At 39.9% G+C, this 15,242-nt stretch carries 18 protein-coding genes and 1 riboswitch; of the genes, 14 read left to right on the top strand and 4 right to left on the bottom strand.

Annotated elements, in window-relative coordinates; genetic code table 11:
• Positions 1-129: 129 nt before the first annotated feature.
• Positions 130-2,034, top strand: a complete 1,905-nt coding sequence (locus QT716_RS02710; protein ID WP_317934285.1) for an LTA synthase family protein — start codon at positions 130-132, stop codon at positions 2,032-2,034.
• Positions 2,035-2,159: 125 nt separating this feature from the next.
• Here the strand turns inward: QT716_RS02710 and QT716_RS02705 are convergent, their stop codons facing one another.
• Positions 2,160-2,339: a DUF2759 domain-containing protein gene (locus QT716_RS02705; RefSeq protein WP_025784750.1), complete on the bottom strand. Its 180-nt coding sequence runs from the start codon at positions 2,337-2,339 to the stop codon at positions 2,160-2,162.
• 165 nt (positions 2,340-2,504) lie between these two features.
• Between QT716_RS02705 and QT716_RS02700 the strand changes: the two genes are divergently transcribed.
• Positions 2,505-3,140, top strand: a complete 636-nt coding sequence (locus QT716_RS02700) for an MBL fold metallo-hydrolase (RefSeq protein ID WP_317934284.1) — start codon at positions 2,505-2,507, stop codon at positions 3,138-3,140.
• Between the two features lie 29 nt (positions 3,141-3,169).
• On the opposite strand, the gene QT716_RS02695 is transcribed toward QT716_RS02700, so the two are convergent.
• Positions 3,170-3,412 carry a DUF2626 family protein gene (locus QT716_RS02695; protein ID WP_317934283.1) on the bottom strand — a complete coding sequence of 81 codons (243 nt, stop codon included), beginning with the start codon at positions 3,410-3,412 and terminating at the stop codon, positions 3,170-3,172.
• 262 nt (positions 3,413-3,674) lie between these two features.
• Between QT716_RS02695 and comGA the strand changes: the two genes are divergently transcribed.
• From comGA to gcvPB, 10 genes are all read left to right on the top strand, one after another.
• Positions 3,675-4,676 (top strand): competence type IV pilus ATPase ComGA, encoded by a 1,002-nt coding sequence (gene comGA, locus QT716_RS02690; protein WP_317934282.1) that lies wholly within the window; start codon positions 3,675-3,677, stop codon positions 4,674-4,676.
• Positions 4,639-5,724 carry a competence type IV pilus assembly protein ComGB gene (gene comGB, locus QT716_RS02685; protein WP_317934280.1) on the top strand — a complete coding sequence of 362 codons (1,086 nt, stop codon included), beginning with the start codon at positions 4,639-4,641 and terminating at the stop codon, positions 5,722-5,724. Before comGA ends, comGB begins: the two co-directional genes overlap by 38 nt.
• A 12-nt stretch (positions 5,725-5,736) precedes the next feature.
• On the top strand, positions 5,737-6,063 hold the full coding sequence (gene comGC / locus QT716_RS02680) for a competence type IV pilus major pilin ComGC (protein WP_317934279.1): 327 nt from the start codon (positions 5,737-5,739) through the stop codon (positions 6,061-6,063).
• Entirely contained in the window at positions 6,060-6,500 is a 441-nt protein-coding gene (locus QT716_RS02675) for a prepilin-type N-terminal cleavage/methylation domain-containing protein (RefSeq protein ID WP_317934278.1), read from the top strand. The genes comGC and QT716_RS02675 overlap by 4 nt, the downstream gene beginning before the upstream one ends.
• Positions 6,493-6,789, top strand: coding sequence for a hypothetical protein (locus QT716_RS02670; RefSeq protein WP_317934277.1), 297 nt, complete (start codon positions 6,493-6,495; stop codon positions 6,787-6,789). Before QT716_RS02675 ends, QT716_RS02670 begins: the two co-directional genes overlap by 8 nt.
• Complete coding sequence (comGF, locus tag QT716_RS02665; RefSeq protein ID WP_317934276.1) at positions 6,786-7,232, top strand: competence type IV pilus minor pilin ComGF; 447 nt, start codon at positions 6,786-6,788, stop codon at positions 7,230-7,232. The genes QT716_RS02670 and comGF overlap by 4 nt, the downstream gene beginning before the upstream one ends.
• A 160-nt stretch (positions 7,233-7,392) precedes the next feature.
• A complete protein-coding gene (locus tag QT716_RS02660) occupies positions 7,393-7,953 on the top strand; it encodes a shikimate kinase (RefSeq protein WP_317934275.1) in 561 nt (186 codons plus the stop codon).
• Between the two features lie 92 nt (positions 7,954-8,045).
• Positions 8,046-8,136: riboswitch (glycine riboswitch) on the top strand.
• 123 nt (positions 8,137-8,259) lie between these two features.
• Complete coding sequence (gcvT, locus tag QT716_RS02655) at positions 8,260-9,375, top strand: glycine cleavage system aminomethyltransferase GcvT (protein ID WP_317934274.1); 1,116 nt, start codon at positions 8,260-8,262, stop codon at positions 9,373-9,375.
• 47 nt (positions 9,376-9,422) lie between these two features.
• Positions 9,423-10,769: an aminomethyl-transferring glycine dehydrogenase subunit GcvPA gene (gene gcvPA, locus QT716_RS02650; protein ID WP_317934272.1), complete on the top strand. Its 1,347-nt coding sequence runs from the start codon at positions 9,423-9,425 to the stop codon at positions 10,767-10,769.
• Complete coding sequence (gcvPB, locus tag QT716_RS02645; RefSeq protein ID WP_317934270.1) at positions 10,762-12,246, top strand: aminomethyl-transferring glycine dehydrogenase subunit GcvPB; 1,485 nt, start codon at positions 10,762-10,764, stop codon at positions 12,244-12,246. Before gcvPA ends, gcvPB begins: the two co-directional genes overlap by 8 nt.
• 47 nt (positions 12,247-12,293) lie before the next feature.
• Here gcvPB and QT716_RS02640 read toward each other — a convergent pair whose 3' ends face one another.
• Positions 12,294-12,638, bottom strand: coding sequence for a rhodanese-like domain-containing protein (locus QT716_RS02640; protein ID WP_317934941.1), 345 nt, complete (start codon positions 12,636-12,638; stop codon positions 12,294-12,296).
• A 147-nt stretch (positions 12,639-12,785) separates the two neighbouring features.
• Between QT716_RS02640 and QT716_RS02635 the strand changes: the two genes are divergently transcribed.
• Positions 12,786-13,619: a lipoate--protein ligase family protein gene (locus QT716_RS02635; protein ID WP_317934269.1), complete on the top strand. Its 834-nt coding sequence runs from the start codon at positions 12,786-12,788 to the stop codon at positions 13,617-13,619.
• Positions 13,620-13,697: 78 nt separating this feature from the next.
• Here QT716_RS02635 and QT716_RS02630 read toward each other — a convergent pair whose 3' ends face one another.
• Positions 13,698-14,678 (bottom strand): DUF1385 domain-containing protein, encoded by a 981-nt coding sequence (locus tag QT716_RS02630; protein WP_317934268.1) that lies wholly within the window; start codon positions 14,676-14,678, stop codon positions 13,698-13,700.
• A 133-nt stretch (positions 14,679-14,811) separates the two neighbouring features.
• On the opposite strand from QT716_RS02630, the gene QT716_RS02625 reads away from it, so the two are divergent.
• Entirely contained in the window at positions 14,812-15,228 is a 417-nt protein-coding gene (locus QT716_RS02625) for a hypothetical protein (RefSeq protein WP_317934266.1), read from the top strand.
• The last annotated feature ends 14 nt before the right edge of the window (positions 15,229-15,242 follow it).

Below are 15,242 nucleotides of genomic sequence, written 5' to 3'. Positions count from 1 at the left end.
AGACTCGGGTGTATTTCTCTTGTTACATTTTTGACATAAAATTGTCATGTAATGAAACTTTTTTCATACTGAAACGTTTAATATAGTATAGATAGATGTATTTTTCAGATATAGAAAGGAAGAGATGAAATGAGTAGAATTAACTGGCCGAAACACTCTGTGCTGGTGATTGCGGTACTTGCAACCTGGCTAACGACGTACTTCGGCTATTTGACGAGTTTTAACTTAAGCATCGACAATATGATTCAACAATTGATTCTATTTATTAATCCCCTCAGTTTCTTATTGTTGATCTACGGAATAGGACTTTTCATTAAAACAACTAAAAGACGCAATGCATATTTAGTTACAATCAGTGTAATCACATCTGTTATTATGTTTTCGAATGCGGTGTTTTATCGGTTCTTTAGTGACTTTATAACAATTCCATTGCTGTTCCAGACGAATAATTTCGGTGACCTTTCATCGTCTGTTATGGCGAATATCCACGGTACTGATATTTTCTTTTTTACAGATGTGGTAATCGTAGCATTAGCGGTTAAATATATTCCGCAGCCTACTGAAAATTCACGCCAGTTTAAGATGGGCAGACGGTTATATTTCATCGCAACGGCTGCTTTGTTCATGGTCAATTTAGGTTTGGCAGAAGCACAGAGACCCCAATTATTAACTCGCAGTTTTGATAGAGAGTTACTTGTTAAAAATATCGGGACCTATAACTATCACATTTACGATCTAATTGTTCAATCGAAGTCTCACGCTCAACGTGTGTTAGCGGATGGCAGTGAACTGTCAGAAGTTGAAAACTATATCCATGCCAATCACAAAGAACCGAGTGTAGAGATGTTTGAAGACGCAAAAGGGCGTAATATTATTAATATCTCTCTAGAATCGTTACAAAGTTTTGTTATTAATAATGAAATGGACGGACACGAAATTACACCATTCCTGAACTCCTTAACTAAAGATAAAGACACATTCTACTTTGATAATTTTTATCATCAAACAGGGTTAGGAAAGACATCCGATGCTGAATTTATAGTTGAAAACTCAATTTATCCGAGAAATGGCAGTGCTGTATTCTTCACTCATAGTGGAAACACATACGATTCAATGTCAGAGAAACTAGCGCAGAATGGCTACTTTACAAATGTCATGCATGCGAACAACCGGAGTTTCTGGAATCGTGACATAATGTATAAAGCACTGGGCATAGAAAAGTTCTATGACGTAGAAAGCTATACTATTGGTGAAGGTCAGGCAGTAAACTGGGGTATGAAAGATATACCTTACTTTGAACAATCTGTCGAGATGATGAAAGATATGCCTAAACCTTTTGCTTCCCGTATGATTACGTTAACGAACCACCATCCATTTGACTTGGATGATGAGGATATGCTGATTCCCCCGTACACCTCTAACTCGAAAACGTTAAATAAGTACTTCCAAACTGCTCGTTATTTAGATGAGTCAATAAAAGTTTTGTTTGATGAGCTCAAAGAAAGTGGTCTTTACGACAATTCTATTATTGTAATGTATGGAGATCATTATGGTATTTCTGAAAATCACAACAAAGCAATGGGCATGTATTTGGACAAAGAGGTTACAGCATTTGATAACGCTGAGCTGCAAAAGGTTCCATTTTATATTCACATTCCAGGTAATGGGAAAGGTAAAGTGATGCATGAACTTGGTGGCCAAATGGATGTTCGGCCAACAGTCTTGAATTTAGTTGGTATTGATACTAAAGAAGATTTACAATTTGGTTCGGATTTGTTTTCAAAAGAACATGAAGACTTTGTGATCTTTAGAGATGGCCGTTTTGTGACTGATAAGTATGTTTACGCCCATGAAGTTTGTTATGATGCGGAAACTGGCGAGCCTACTGATGCAGAGTTGTGTGCTCCTTATATCGAAAGAGCTTCAACGGAACTTGACTACTCAGATACTATAATTAATGGGGATCTGCTTAGATTTAAAGATGGTCAAGATGATAACGAAAAGAAACTGCCTGAAATGAAGGGCAAAGAGTAAAAAATAAGCTGTCCCACTAGGTCGTGAAAACGACTAATTGGGACAGCTTTTCATATGGAAGATAATTGTATAGAAAAACGCCCACCACTTTAATGCGGTAGGCGTTTTCTATCATCCAAGGAATATTAGTGTAAGGATGGTGGATAGCCTTGGAATACAATTGTAGCAATTGTAAAGCCACCAAAAATTACGGCTGCTAATAAGTTAAAAACAATACTGAGCAAGTTTCGCTCTTTAAATCCTTGGACGGTTCCAACTACAGCTAAAATAGCAATAAGACCAAAAATAACCATTAAAAGATTCATAAATGATGACACTCCTTTCAATAAAGAACAGATGAATGCCTAGTTAGCAATACTCATCTTCTATTGTACTGTTTAGTTAATGATTTGTCGAGTTGCAAACGTGACGATTATTTGAATTTCTCATGAATTTTACGTACTATTGTGATATATGAGGAGGAGTTTCCTATGAAGATTAAAACATTGCCACTCGGACCGATTCAGGCTAATTGTTATCTCATCAGCAATAGTGATGGGGAATGCTTAATAATTGACCCTGGGGAAGAATCAGACAAAATTCAAGAAGCGATTAAAGATACAAATTTGAAACCGATTGCAGTTTTACTCACGCATGCTCATTTTGATCATATAGGCGCTTTAGAATCAATCCGACAGCACTACGATATTCCGGTATACATTCACAAAGAAGAAAATCTATGGCTGCGCAATCCGGAACTAAATGGATCGGCCAAATATCCAATGTTCCCTCCTGTTGTGTGTCGCCTCGCAGATCACGTAATTAACGATGAAGGATTCTTGCAGGTCGGATCATTTGAAATTGAAGTCCGTCATACGCCAGGACACTCGCCAGGAAGCGTCAGTTTCGTCTTTCACGAGGATCGTTTCGTTATCGTTGGGGATACGTTATTTAAGCAAGGGATTGGGCGTACAGATCTGCCAGGTGGTAATACACATCAATTACTGACAGCGATTGAGCAAAAACTGTTGTCCCTAGATGAAGATTATAGAATTTATCCGGGACATGGATCTAAAACAACTCCTAAAGCCGAAATGGATTCTAACCCTTTTTTAAATGGATTCTAAAAAAAAAACAGCCGAATTTCGGCTGTTTTTTAGTGTCCTGCTCCTGGAACGTGAATGAAAGTTGCGTAATAAGTAAATCCAACTGTAAAAATCATTAAGTACGCGCCGAACATATACAAGTACATTCTTTCCGTAAGTTTCATGTATCCAAGTAGCATGAAGAAAATAGTGCTTGCGATAAATAAAAGTGCGACTTGATCCATTCCGCCGACAAAAAACATCACTGCGAAAATCCCTGTCCAGAAACCACACAGCTTGAACATATTATCCATAAGTGCGTCCCTCCTTACAACAATACAATAAACTCCTCTTTATTATATAGGATAGTGCAGTCAAAAGTAAACTCAAAGTAAAGGAATGGTTGTGACAGATCCGTGATTGTTTAAACATTAATTGTCTCAACCTTTAATTTTTATACGGCTTGGGGTATCGAAAATGCTACTTTCTCACAAACTATTCCAATTTCCTATGAGTGCGATTATACTGTGGACAAGACATAAAGCGGTCTTATGTTTTTAGAGAGAGGGGTGTGCCTTGGATACTCAAGAAAATGTGATCGAGCAAAAGTGTTTTCACTTACTGCAGCAAGCGATTGATGTAGATGCAACAGATATACATCTTGTTCCTATAGAAGATGGGTATGACATTTATCATAAAAAGAATATTAAATTAGAGCGGATTGGCAAACTCCCCCCACAATTGGCAATCCGGATGATTTCTTTTTACAAATTCCTTTCTTCCCTCGATATTAGTGATCGCCGCAAACCACAGAGCGGCTCTTTCCACAAACAATTCAACAATAACAACTTTTCGTTTCGTATATCAACCATTCCATCTATACACATAAATGAGAGCGCAGTAATTCGGATTCAGCAGCATAACAGGATTGTATCAATTGACCAACTTTGTCTGGAAAGTTCTTGGGCCGGCATGTTAAAGCAATCCATATCCCAACAACAAGGATTATTTATGGTAACCGGTCCAACAGGTTCTGGAAAAACAACGACAATTTATTCATTGACTGCACACTGTGTCAATGAGCTGGACAGACATGTAATTACTTTAGAAGACCCTGTAGAAAATCCCCACCGTCACCTATTGCAAATACAAGTGAATGAGCGGGCAGGTATGTCCTATGCTGCGGGACTAAAAGCAATTTTACGACATTCACCGGACGTCATCATGATTGGTGAAATTCGTGATGCTGAAACTGCCAAAGTTGCCGTGCAAGCATCACTTACAGGACATTTGGTATTAACTACGGTACACGCGAAAGATCACGCGGGTTGTCTTTACCGGATGATGGATTTTGGTGTTTCCCCAGAAGAATTGCGACAAACCGCTGTTTGCATTACAGCACAACGGTTGATTCGTAAATCTGATGGAGAGTTAGCGGCTGTGTTCGATATCTTTCAAGATGAAAAACTGGAACACCTTAAAAATTCATTAGTCAACAATCAGCCTGTTTACCGACCTGAGGAAGGGAGAGTAGAATCCATTGGTAGAAAGTACAGCAATTCCAGTTACTCTTCGTAAGCCATGGCAGATATTGAATAAGGATAAGACATTTACGATGAGTAATCAGCCGATGTTTTTATTGCGGGCTTCAGAATTGCTTCACGAAGGGTATACCATCCAACAATGCTTTTCGTTACTCATCCCTCACCATTGCACAAATAGTTTACTTGTATTAAATAATGTCGAGGAAATTTTCAGGGACGGAGCAAACGTTTCTGAAGTGTTGAAAATGCTTGGCTTTCCGGATCGGATTTTGTTGTCCATTGAGTTATCTGAGAGTGATGGCAGATTAGCTGAATCACTTCAAGGTGCCGCAGTAAGGTTGGAAGCTGCACATGTCCGAAGACAAAAGTTTGTTCAAGCTGCTACGTATCCACTCGTTCTAATGTTTGCGATGGCTCTCTTGCTAATCGCATTTAAACTTTACTTTTTACCTAACTTTGAGACATTGGCAGCATCCAGATCAGCTTCTACTAATGGTTTGGCAAAATATTTACCGCGCATTGTTGCGAGGGCACCAGATGTTTTGTTGGGTATGATGGTGGTTTTACTATTGCTTGCTATCAGCAGCAGGGCCTATCTGAAACGGCTAAATCCTGCGCAAAGGATTCGAAAACTATCCTCTATTCCGTTCCTTGGAGAGATGTACTCAAATACTTTGACAAGACTTTTTGCATCAGAAACAGGTAATTTACTTGCAGCGGGAAATTCCATTCAAGAAGCAATGATGATCTTAACCAATCAGAAGATGGACCTTATGTTAGCCCAAGTTGCACAATCCATTCTTAACCATGCAGGCAAAGGTGAAGCTTTTCATATTGCGATTGACTTAACAGAGGGATTGAATCGTGAATTATCTTTCTTCGCAAAGCATGGATCGGATAGTGGACATTTGGCTAAAGAGATATTGTTATACAGTGAACAGCTGGGGCATTCGATAGATCGGAAAGTGAATCGAATGATGTCGATGCTCCAGCCGATTCTCTTTGTAATTCTTGCGGTTTGTATAATAGCGGCGTATTTAGCATTGCTGTTACCTGTTTATGGGATGATAAAAAACATGTAAAGGGGTATAGATATGAAATTTTTACGTAACGAGAGAGGATTTACTTTAATTGAAATGATGATTGTACTATTAATTATTTCAGTACTAATTTTAGTTGCAATACCGAATGTTACCAAGCACTCGAAGTCAATTGACACAAAGGGATGCGATGCCTATTTGAAAATGGTAGAAGGACAAGTACAAGCTTATAAAATGGACAAAAAGGAAATTCCAGTAAGCTTAACTAAGCTTGCTGAAGAGGGATATTTACCAAAGGAACCTAAGTGTCCGGATGGAACTGAGTTAACGATAGATGCGGAAGGGAAAGTAACAAACCCTAATAGAACAAATGAATCATGACTGAAGTTTCTTCCGAACAAGGTATGACACTTTTAGAATTACTTTTAGTGTTAACAATTGTAGGAGTTTTGACGATTATTGTATTACCTGTAAGCAGTGGTTGGACGGCTGTGCAATCAGAACAGGATGCGCTTCAAGCATTTCAAGCGACTGTACAGCAAATGCAATCCTATGCAATTGCGCACAAAGCGAGCACAAACTTAAGTTTTAGTGAGAATGGCACAGTTTACACAGTTACTTATTTGGACAGTGGCAAGAAAAAAACTACATCTTTTCCACCGAATTTTATATTCGATAGCTCGAGTACATTGAATAAAGTGGACTTCCAAGACAATGGTGATATGTTTAAAACCGGAAGTATGATTTTTCAAACGTCCAATGGAAAGAAAATAATTCGATTCCAGTTCCAAAAAGGGAGAATGTTGCTATATGAATGAATCTGGATACTCTTGGCCAGAAACCATTTTGACATTAACGATTATGATGGTTGTTTTTAGTACATTGCTGCCCCTTTCATTTCAGATGCTTGCAGGTTTGGAAAATAAAAAACAAGATATGCGAGCAAAAGAAACAATGTACCAAGCAGCAATACTTTATACGAATTACGGAATAACGAACGGACTGAGAAAAGAAGACGCCATGGAGTATTCCTGGTTTGTGGATGGTGAAAGAGTATGTGTTAAATATCTTATCAACAACAATAAATCAGAAGTATGTACGTCATGACTGTACTTGGCAGAGAAGATGGCTTTACGCTGCTTGAAAGCCTATTTCAATTAGTAATTGCAATTGCCTTCCTTCATTTGATTGTCTTGTTTCTTTTGTTCAAAGATGCTTCTTATAAACAACTTACAGATAGTAAAACAATTGAATGGGAATTATTCATGATTGATATGCAAAAAGATCTTGAAGCAGTTACTGCAATCGATATCAATGCAGGGGGTTCGGTATTAAATGCTTATTCTGAAGAAATTGGAAATAAAAAAGAATACAGCAGTGTTGGTGGTGTCATCCGAAGAAGAATTGGAAATCAAGGACATGTTCCATTGCTTACGTCCGTGCATTCTGTCCAATTCATTGAGGAAGGGACCGCTGTCACTGTAATTGCAACGCTTCAAAATGGAACAAAGCGTCAAAGGAGTGTTTCTATTGGATTTGCTGAAAAATGAAAACGGCATAGTGCTTTTGATGGCAATTGCATTATTATTTTTCGTCTCCCTCTTTCTTTTTACATTCGTTTCATGGCATGATAGCTTATATGGAACTTATGATTCGCTGGGGAATTTTACGAAAAGGCAGCGATAACAAAAATGCAGGGCGGATGATTCTATGAATAAAGTGTATTTAGTAGGATTCATGGGATGCGGTAAGAGTGCAATTGGTAAACGGTTGAGCTTTTTTACGAAACTTCCCTTTTACGACATGGATCACGAAATTGTACAAAAAACAGGCATGACGATCCCTCAAATCTTTGAGACTTATGGGGAAGAACGATTTCGAGATATGGAAACCGAATTTCTTCAAACCTTCCGCGACGAAAAATGTATTATTGCTACAGGCGGCGGAGTAGCGATGCGTGAAGAGAACCGCAAACTTATGCGCGCACAAGGGTTGGTTTTTTTCTTGGATGCTCCCTTTAGAGACATATGGCGGCGTATAGCTACTGACAAAAATCGTCCAATTGTGCAGCGTTCCTCGCGCTCAGAAATTGAGACGCTTTTTCACAAGAGGTATGACGCATATAAGAAATCAGCCCATTTCGTCGTACTGACAAAGCAGCGATCGCTAAGCAAAGTTACGGAGTACATCGCATTTCAAATGGAACGAATGTCTGGTGATTCGGACACGGCGCAAGAGTTTGAGACGAAAATGAATTCAGCTCAAAAGTAATTGCACTTAAAGCATCAAACTGTTAAGATAGGTTCGATAGCAAGTAGTTTTTTGAATCTTAAACTATTTCATTTCCAAATCGAATAGTGCGGATGAATACATGGGGAGAGAGCGCTTAATGCGCCGCCGAAGGAGCAAGTGACTAGTCATGAATCTCTCAGGCAAAAAGACTTATGTTGGACGCATCTCTGAACAGTGTCAGCAATAGCTGGCTTTTGATGCTAGTTTCACTTGTGAAATTAGTGTGCCGAATGGACAGGGGCTCTCTTTTAACAAAGGGGGTTCCTTTCTTTTTTTTGAAGACGAATGGGGGAGATTGTGTTGTCAGAATCTTTAAAACGTACACCGCTTTTTGAGAGTTATGCAGCTTATAATGGAAAAACAATCGATTTTGGCGGCTGGGAGCTACCGGTCCAATTTTCAAGTATTAAAGCCGAGCATGAAGCAGTGCGAACAACGGCTGGACTTTTTGATGTTTCACATATGGGAGAAGTGGTTGTCAGTGGCGACGGTGCACTCGCATATTTGCAAAAGCTAGTTACAAATGACGTTTCGAAATTGGTTAACGGCCAAGCTCAATATACTGCAATGTGCTATGAGGACGGCGGCACTATTGATGATTTATTGATATACAAGCGCGCAGAAAACGACTTCCTTTTAGTCGTCAATGCCTCCAATATCGAAAAGGATGTCAACTGGATGAAAGAGCACGCTGCTGATGATGTTCAAATCGACAATCAATCAGATAGCTGGGCACTGCTGGCTTTACAAGGACCAAAAGCGGAAAGTATTTTGCAACGACTTACAGATGAATCGTTAAGTGATATTAAGTTCTTCCGTTTTAAAGATCATGTAACGATTGCTGGTGAAACTGCACTTGTATCACGTACAGGATACACGGGTGAAAATGGATTCGAAATCTACTGTTCTCCTAAAGCGGCAATAAAGTTATGGGAAACCATTTTGACTGAAGGCAAGGAAGACGGACTTTTACCGGCAGGTCTAGGCGCTCGTGATACACTTCGTTTTGAAGCAGGGCTTCCATTGTATGGGCAAGAATTATCCAAAGATATTTCTCCATTAGAAGCTGGACTTAATTTTGTTGTCAAATTGAAGAAAGAGGAAAACTTCCTGGGTAAATCATCTTTATTTGAACAAAAACAAAATGGAGTACCACGCAAATTAGTTGGAATTGAAATGATTGATAAAGGGATACCCCGTACTGGATATCCGGTCCGCCATCAAGATCAAGAAGTTGGTTTTGTTACAACGGGAACACAATCCCCCACATTAAAAAAGAATATCGGCTTTGCTTTAATTAGTCAGGATCTTGCTGAATTAGGAACTGAACTTGAAATCGAAGTCCGTAATAAGAGATTGAAAGCTAAAGTAATTGAAACACCATTTTATAAACGCTCTTAAAATTTAGCATGGACCTATTCGCACTATGGGAAAGAGGGGAATGGATTATGATGCATCGTTATATGCCGATGACAGAAGCTGATCGTAATGAAATGTTGAAAGAAATTGGAATTTCTTCAGTCGATGAACTGTTCGCAGATATACCTGAAAGTGTTCGTTTCACTGGAGACTTAGCCATTAAGGAAGCTAAATCGGAATCTGCATTACTAAAAGAGCTTTCACGAGTGGCTGCTAAAAATGCAGATTCTAAACAATATGCTTCTTTTCTTGGGGCTGGAGTATATGATCACTATAAACCAATTATTGTAGATCACGTTATATCTAGATCTGAATTTTATACTGCCTATACACCCTATCAGCCAGAAATTTCTCAAGGTGAACTTCAAGCAATCTTTGAATTCCAATCTATGATTTGTGAATTGACGGGAATGGATCTTGCGAATTCTTCTATGTATGATGGCGGAACTGCTCTTGCCGAAGCAGGAACTCTTGCAGCGGGACATACGAAACGTAAAAGACTGCTTGTATCTGAAACTGTACATCCAGAATCACGGGATGTTGTTCGTTCGTATGCGGATGGTCAGCAGATTGAAGTTGTAACGATTCCCCAAAAAGATGGTGTGACGGATATTGAAGAGTTAAAGGTGTTGTTAGCTGATGATACGGCTGCTGTTTTAGTTCAATATCCTAACTTCTTTGGACAGATTGAAGAATTGCAAGCGATTGGTGATATGGCACATGACAATGGAGCCTTGTTTGTCGTATCAGCAAACCCGTTGGCACTTGGCATTTTAACACCCCCGGGTGAACTGGGAGCAGATATCACTGTAGGTGATGCTCAGCCTTTCGGTATTCCTGAACAATTTGGCGGTCCGCATTGTGGATATTTTGCAGTGACAAAGAAACTAATGCGTAAAGTACCGGGACGTCTTGTTGGTGAAACGACAGACGATCAAGGACGCCGCGGTTATGTACTTACGCTTCAAGCACGTGAACAGCATATCCGTCGCGATAAAGCCACATCTAATATTTGTTCTAACCAAGCTTTGAATGCACTTGCTGCATCTGTTGCGATGACAGCTCTTGGTAAAGCCGGGGCACGTGAAATTGCTTATCAGAACTATGCGAAGACACACTATGCAAAGCAAGCATTCGAAAAGGCAGGTTTCACGGTCCTTGGTGGAAATTCACACTTCAACGAAATCGTTGTTGACTGTAAACGGTCAATAAAGGAATTGAATAAGCAATTATTGGAGCAAGGCATTATTGGTGGATATGACTTAAGCTTGACGTATAAAGGAATGGAGAATCACGCGCTATTTGCTGTGACTGAGCAACGGACAAAAGAAGAAATTGATGCACTTGTGCAGGAAATGGAGGCAGTCCATGCATAACGAAAACCAACCACTCATTTTTGAAGTTTCAAAACCTGGTCGAATCGGATACAGCCTAACAGATTTAGATGTTCCAGAAGTGGATTTAACAGATCTTCTTCCTGAGAGTTTGATTCGTAAAGAACAAGCTGCATTACCAGAAGTTTCAGAGTTGGATATTATGCGTCATTACACCGCGTTATCAAACCGTAATCACGGAGTTGACACAGGATTTTATCCACTAGGATCTTGTACGATGAAGTATAATCCGAAAATTAACGAAGCGGTTGCACGTATTCCAGGATTCGCGAATATTCACCCGTTACAAGACGAGTCAACAGTACAAGGCGCAATGGAAGTTGCATACGACTTGCAAGAACACCTTTGTGAAATTACAGGTATGGATGAAGTTACTCTTCAGCCGGCAGCTGGCGCGCAAGGCGAATGGACTGCATTAATGATGATTCGGGCATTTCACGAAGCAAATGGGGATTCTGGACGTACTAAAGTACTTGTACCAGATTCTGCACACGGAACAAATCCAGCCTCTGCAACAGTTGCTGGATTCGATACAATTACGGTTAACTCCGATGAAAATGGACTAGTGGATATCGAAGATTTGAAAGCAAAAGTTGGCGGAGATACAGCTGCTCTTATGCTTACAAATCCAAATACACTCGGTTTGTTTGAAGAACATATTATGCAAATGGCTGAAATTGTCCATGGTGCAGGCGGGAAATTGTACTATGATGGAGCAAACTTAAACGCAGTAATGTCAAAAGCGCGTCCTGGAGACATGGGCTTTGATGCAGTTCACTTGAATTTACACAAGACGTTTACTGGACCGCACGGTGGCGGAGGCCCTGGTTCAGGACCAGTAGGTGTAACGAGTGAACTTGCTCCTTTCTTGCCAAAACCAATTCTTGAAAAGAACGATGGCGTTTACACATTTAACTATAATGTTCCACAATCCATTGGTCGTGTAAAACCGTTCTATGGTAACTTCGGAATCTACTTGCGTGCGTACACGTACATCCGTTCAATGGGACCTGATGGTTTGAAGGCCGTTACGGAGAATGCAGTTTTAAATGCGAACTATATGATGCGTCGCTTGGAACCTTACTTCGATCTTCCATACCCGCAGCATTGTAAACATGAATTTGTGCTGTCAGGTCGTAGACAAAAGAAACTGGGAGTTCGCACACTTGATATGGCGAAACGCTTGCTTGACTTTGGATTCCATCCGCCTACAGTATATTTCCCACTGAATGTTGAAGAGGGAATGATGATTGAACCAACTGAAACTGAATCGAAAGAAACGTTGGATTCCTTTATCGATGCGATGATCCAAATCGCAAAAGAGGTTGAAGAGAATCCTGAAATCGTTCAAGAAGCACCGCATACAACGGTTATCAGTCGATTAGATGAAACGAAGGCAGCTAGAAAACCAGTTCTTCGTTATACACCCCAGACCGAAGAAGAGTTAGTTAAAGCATAAAACATAAAAAAGGACCGAAGCGAAATTGCTTCGGTCTTTTTACCTTCTTATTTTTTGCTTTTGACTTTACCTGACCAAGTACGGAACCCACCTTGTAAATGGTATAGTTGCGTATAGTCTTTCTTTTTCAAGAAAAGAGCTGTTCGTGCACTTTTCCCACCGTTTTGATCGTACAGGTAGACGGGTTTGTCAGGACGGATTTCTTTATACCGTTGACGCAATTGTGTGTACGGGATATTGCGGGCACCCAGAATGTGACCAGCATCGAAATCTTTTGGTTCGCGTACATCGATCAGCTGAGCTTTTCGATACCCTTCAATGAATTGCTCTTGTGTCAGGTTGGTAACCGCTTTGCGGAGACGTAGAGCTGTAATGATGAAATAAGCGATCATTACAAACAAAAGTCCTATTAAAATATAAAGATTAGCATTCACAGCATTTTTCCCCTTTCTATCTCATCCTTCATTATAATGATTAAGTGGCACATGTTCAATTGCTATGATAAAATTGAGTGCGTTATAAGTGAAAGGCGGGGAAGTATGGGGAAATTAAAATGGAATTTCATTCAATCTGGAAAAAGTTCACCATCTTTTAATATGGCATTGGATGAAGCGCTGCTAGATTGGCACAGTAAAGGGGAAATCGGTCCAGTTTTACGTTTCTATGAATGGAATCCAGCAACACTCTCTATTGGATATTTCCAAAGCGTAGCGAAAGAGATTGATATGGAAGCTGTTAAGCGCAATGGATTAGGTTTTGTCCGCAGGCCAACGGGCGGGAGAGGGGTTCTTCATGAGCACGAACTTACATATAGCGTAATTGTTTCTGAAGACTATCCTGAAATGCCTGAAACTGTAACAGAGGCGTATCGAGTTATTTCAGGCGGACTACTTGAAGGGTTTCGGAATTTAGGATTAGACGCTTCTTTTTCAGTACCTGGTGAAGAAGTTAGTGAACAACTAAAAAGACCAAAAAGCGGGGTCTGTTTCGATGCTCCCAGCTGGTATGAGCTTGTCGTTGAAGGTAAAAAAGTTGCAGGCAGCGCACAAACACGGCAAAAAGGTGTTATTTTGCAACATGGCGCTATTTTAATGAGTTTGAATGAAGATAAGCTCGTTTCATTATTTAAGTTTGAAAATGAGGAAGTCAGAAAGAAAGTTAGATTAGGACTTCCTGAAAAAGCAGTCGCGATTGACCGGTTAACTGATCGTACGATAAGTGCAGCCGAATGTTCCAGTGCCTTTTCGAAGGGTTTCGAAACGGCATTAGATATCGAATTGGTGCCTTACACCTTAACGTCTGACCAATTAGCTATCGTCGAAGAAATTGAGCGGAATAAATACGCAAATGATGACTGGACGTATCGAAAGTAGAATCAATAATCACTGTGATATCAGTATGTATAGACAAAAAAAGGAAGGCATCCGGCATAAACTCGGAGCCTTCCTTTTTTATAAGTTAACTGCGCTCATTTCGCTTTCTGGAGAAAGGGGAGATTCTTCTGAAAGAACTTCAACACCGTTCAATTCAATTTCAACTAGTTTATTGAAGGAAGCAATTGAGACTTCTACCTGATCATCGTCCGGTTCTTTAGTAGTTAACAGTTGTAACCATAGCCCTGGATATCCTAAGTAGCGCAATACAGGAACATTTCGCACGGCATTTGTCAATTGAAGAACTTCAAATGATACACCAAGCACAACAGGGATAAGTAAAATTCGATTGACTATACGAAGCCAGAATGGGTCAGTAGGCACTAAAAAGTAGATAAACATGCCGACAACAACAGTGAACAGCAAGAAGCTGCTGCCGCATCGGTAATGCAATCGCGACTGAGCTTGAACGTTTTCAACTGTTAAGGGCAGATTGTTTTCATAACAATTGATTACTTTATGCTCTGCTCCGTGATACTTAAATACTCTTTTTATAAGCGGGGTCATAGAAATCAAAGATACATAGCTGAGTAACAACGTGAGCTTGAAGAAAGTTTCTAACAGAATTTGAACCGTTTTCCCTGGAAATATGGGGTGAAATAGCCCTGCCAGAAATACCGGGAACAAAGTGAACACAAATTTCCCGAATAAGAAGGAAAGAACACCGACTGCCGCGACACCTAAAATCATCGTTAGTTTTGATGTTTCTTCTTCTGTTTTTTCTTTTTCTTCGCCTGGCATAACATCGTAGTGGTCACTTGCGAATGTCAGATGTTTCGAACCCAGACCTGCTGATTCAATAAGAGCCACAATACCTCTTACGAAAGGTATCTTTTTCAGCTTCTGGCGCACGGGGCTGCTTTCTTTAAGTACGTGGAAATAATTGATAGATCCGTCTTTTCGTCGTATAGCGGTTACTGTATGTCGTTTACCGCCGAACATGACGCCTTCTATAAGAGCTTGACCGCCATATGCGGGGGATTGCTGATTTTTTTCCATGTACAGACCACACTTTCTATTTAAGTCTACTGCTTTTCTTAATGTACTTATTGTACAGGAAAATGCAGGATTGCTCCACCATCACGTTTAAAAACAGGCATTTCGGCGACACTTATAATAGGAGGAGACAACTATGCACATACCAACACTTCTATGGACAGCATTCGTTGCTGCAGCACTTTCAGCTATTAGCCTAAAATTTTTAAAGACATTTCATTTTGTCTATTGGTCTCCGATTGGATGGACGAAAAAGTGGAACATTCTTGAGGGAGATTCGCCATTATTAAAATGGGCTGTGATGGTGGTAATGCTATTTGTATTGTTTTTAGTACTATACATGATCATGCTATTCACAACACGTATTCCCCCTTCGGTTACGTCGATTTTAGTTGCAGTGATTTTAGTGTGTGCCACAGAATGGATGATTTCCTCTCCGGGGTCTTTAGGCGGGGCAGTTAAGTCAATTTCAATTCCATTCTTATGTATCGCGGCTATTATCACGAGGTTTGTTACTGGTACGGCAGTTTTCATGCAAAAGGAATTCCGATAAAAGCGAAATAGGTT

Source organism: Sporosarcina aquimarina, from assembly GCF_033253705.1.
Lineage (GTDB): Bacteria > Bacillota > Bacilli > Bacillales_A > Planococcaceae > Sporosarcina > Sporosarcina aquimarina.
The sequence above is the reverse complement of the archived record's forward strand: the minus strand, read 5'-3'. Positions and strand labels throughout refer to the sequence as shown.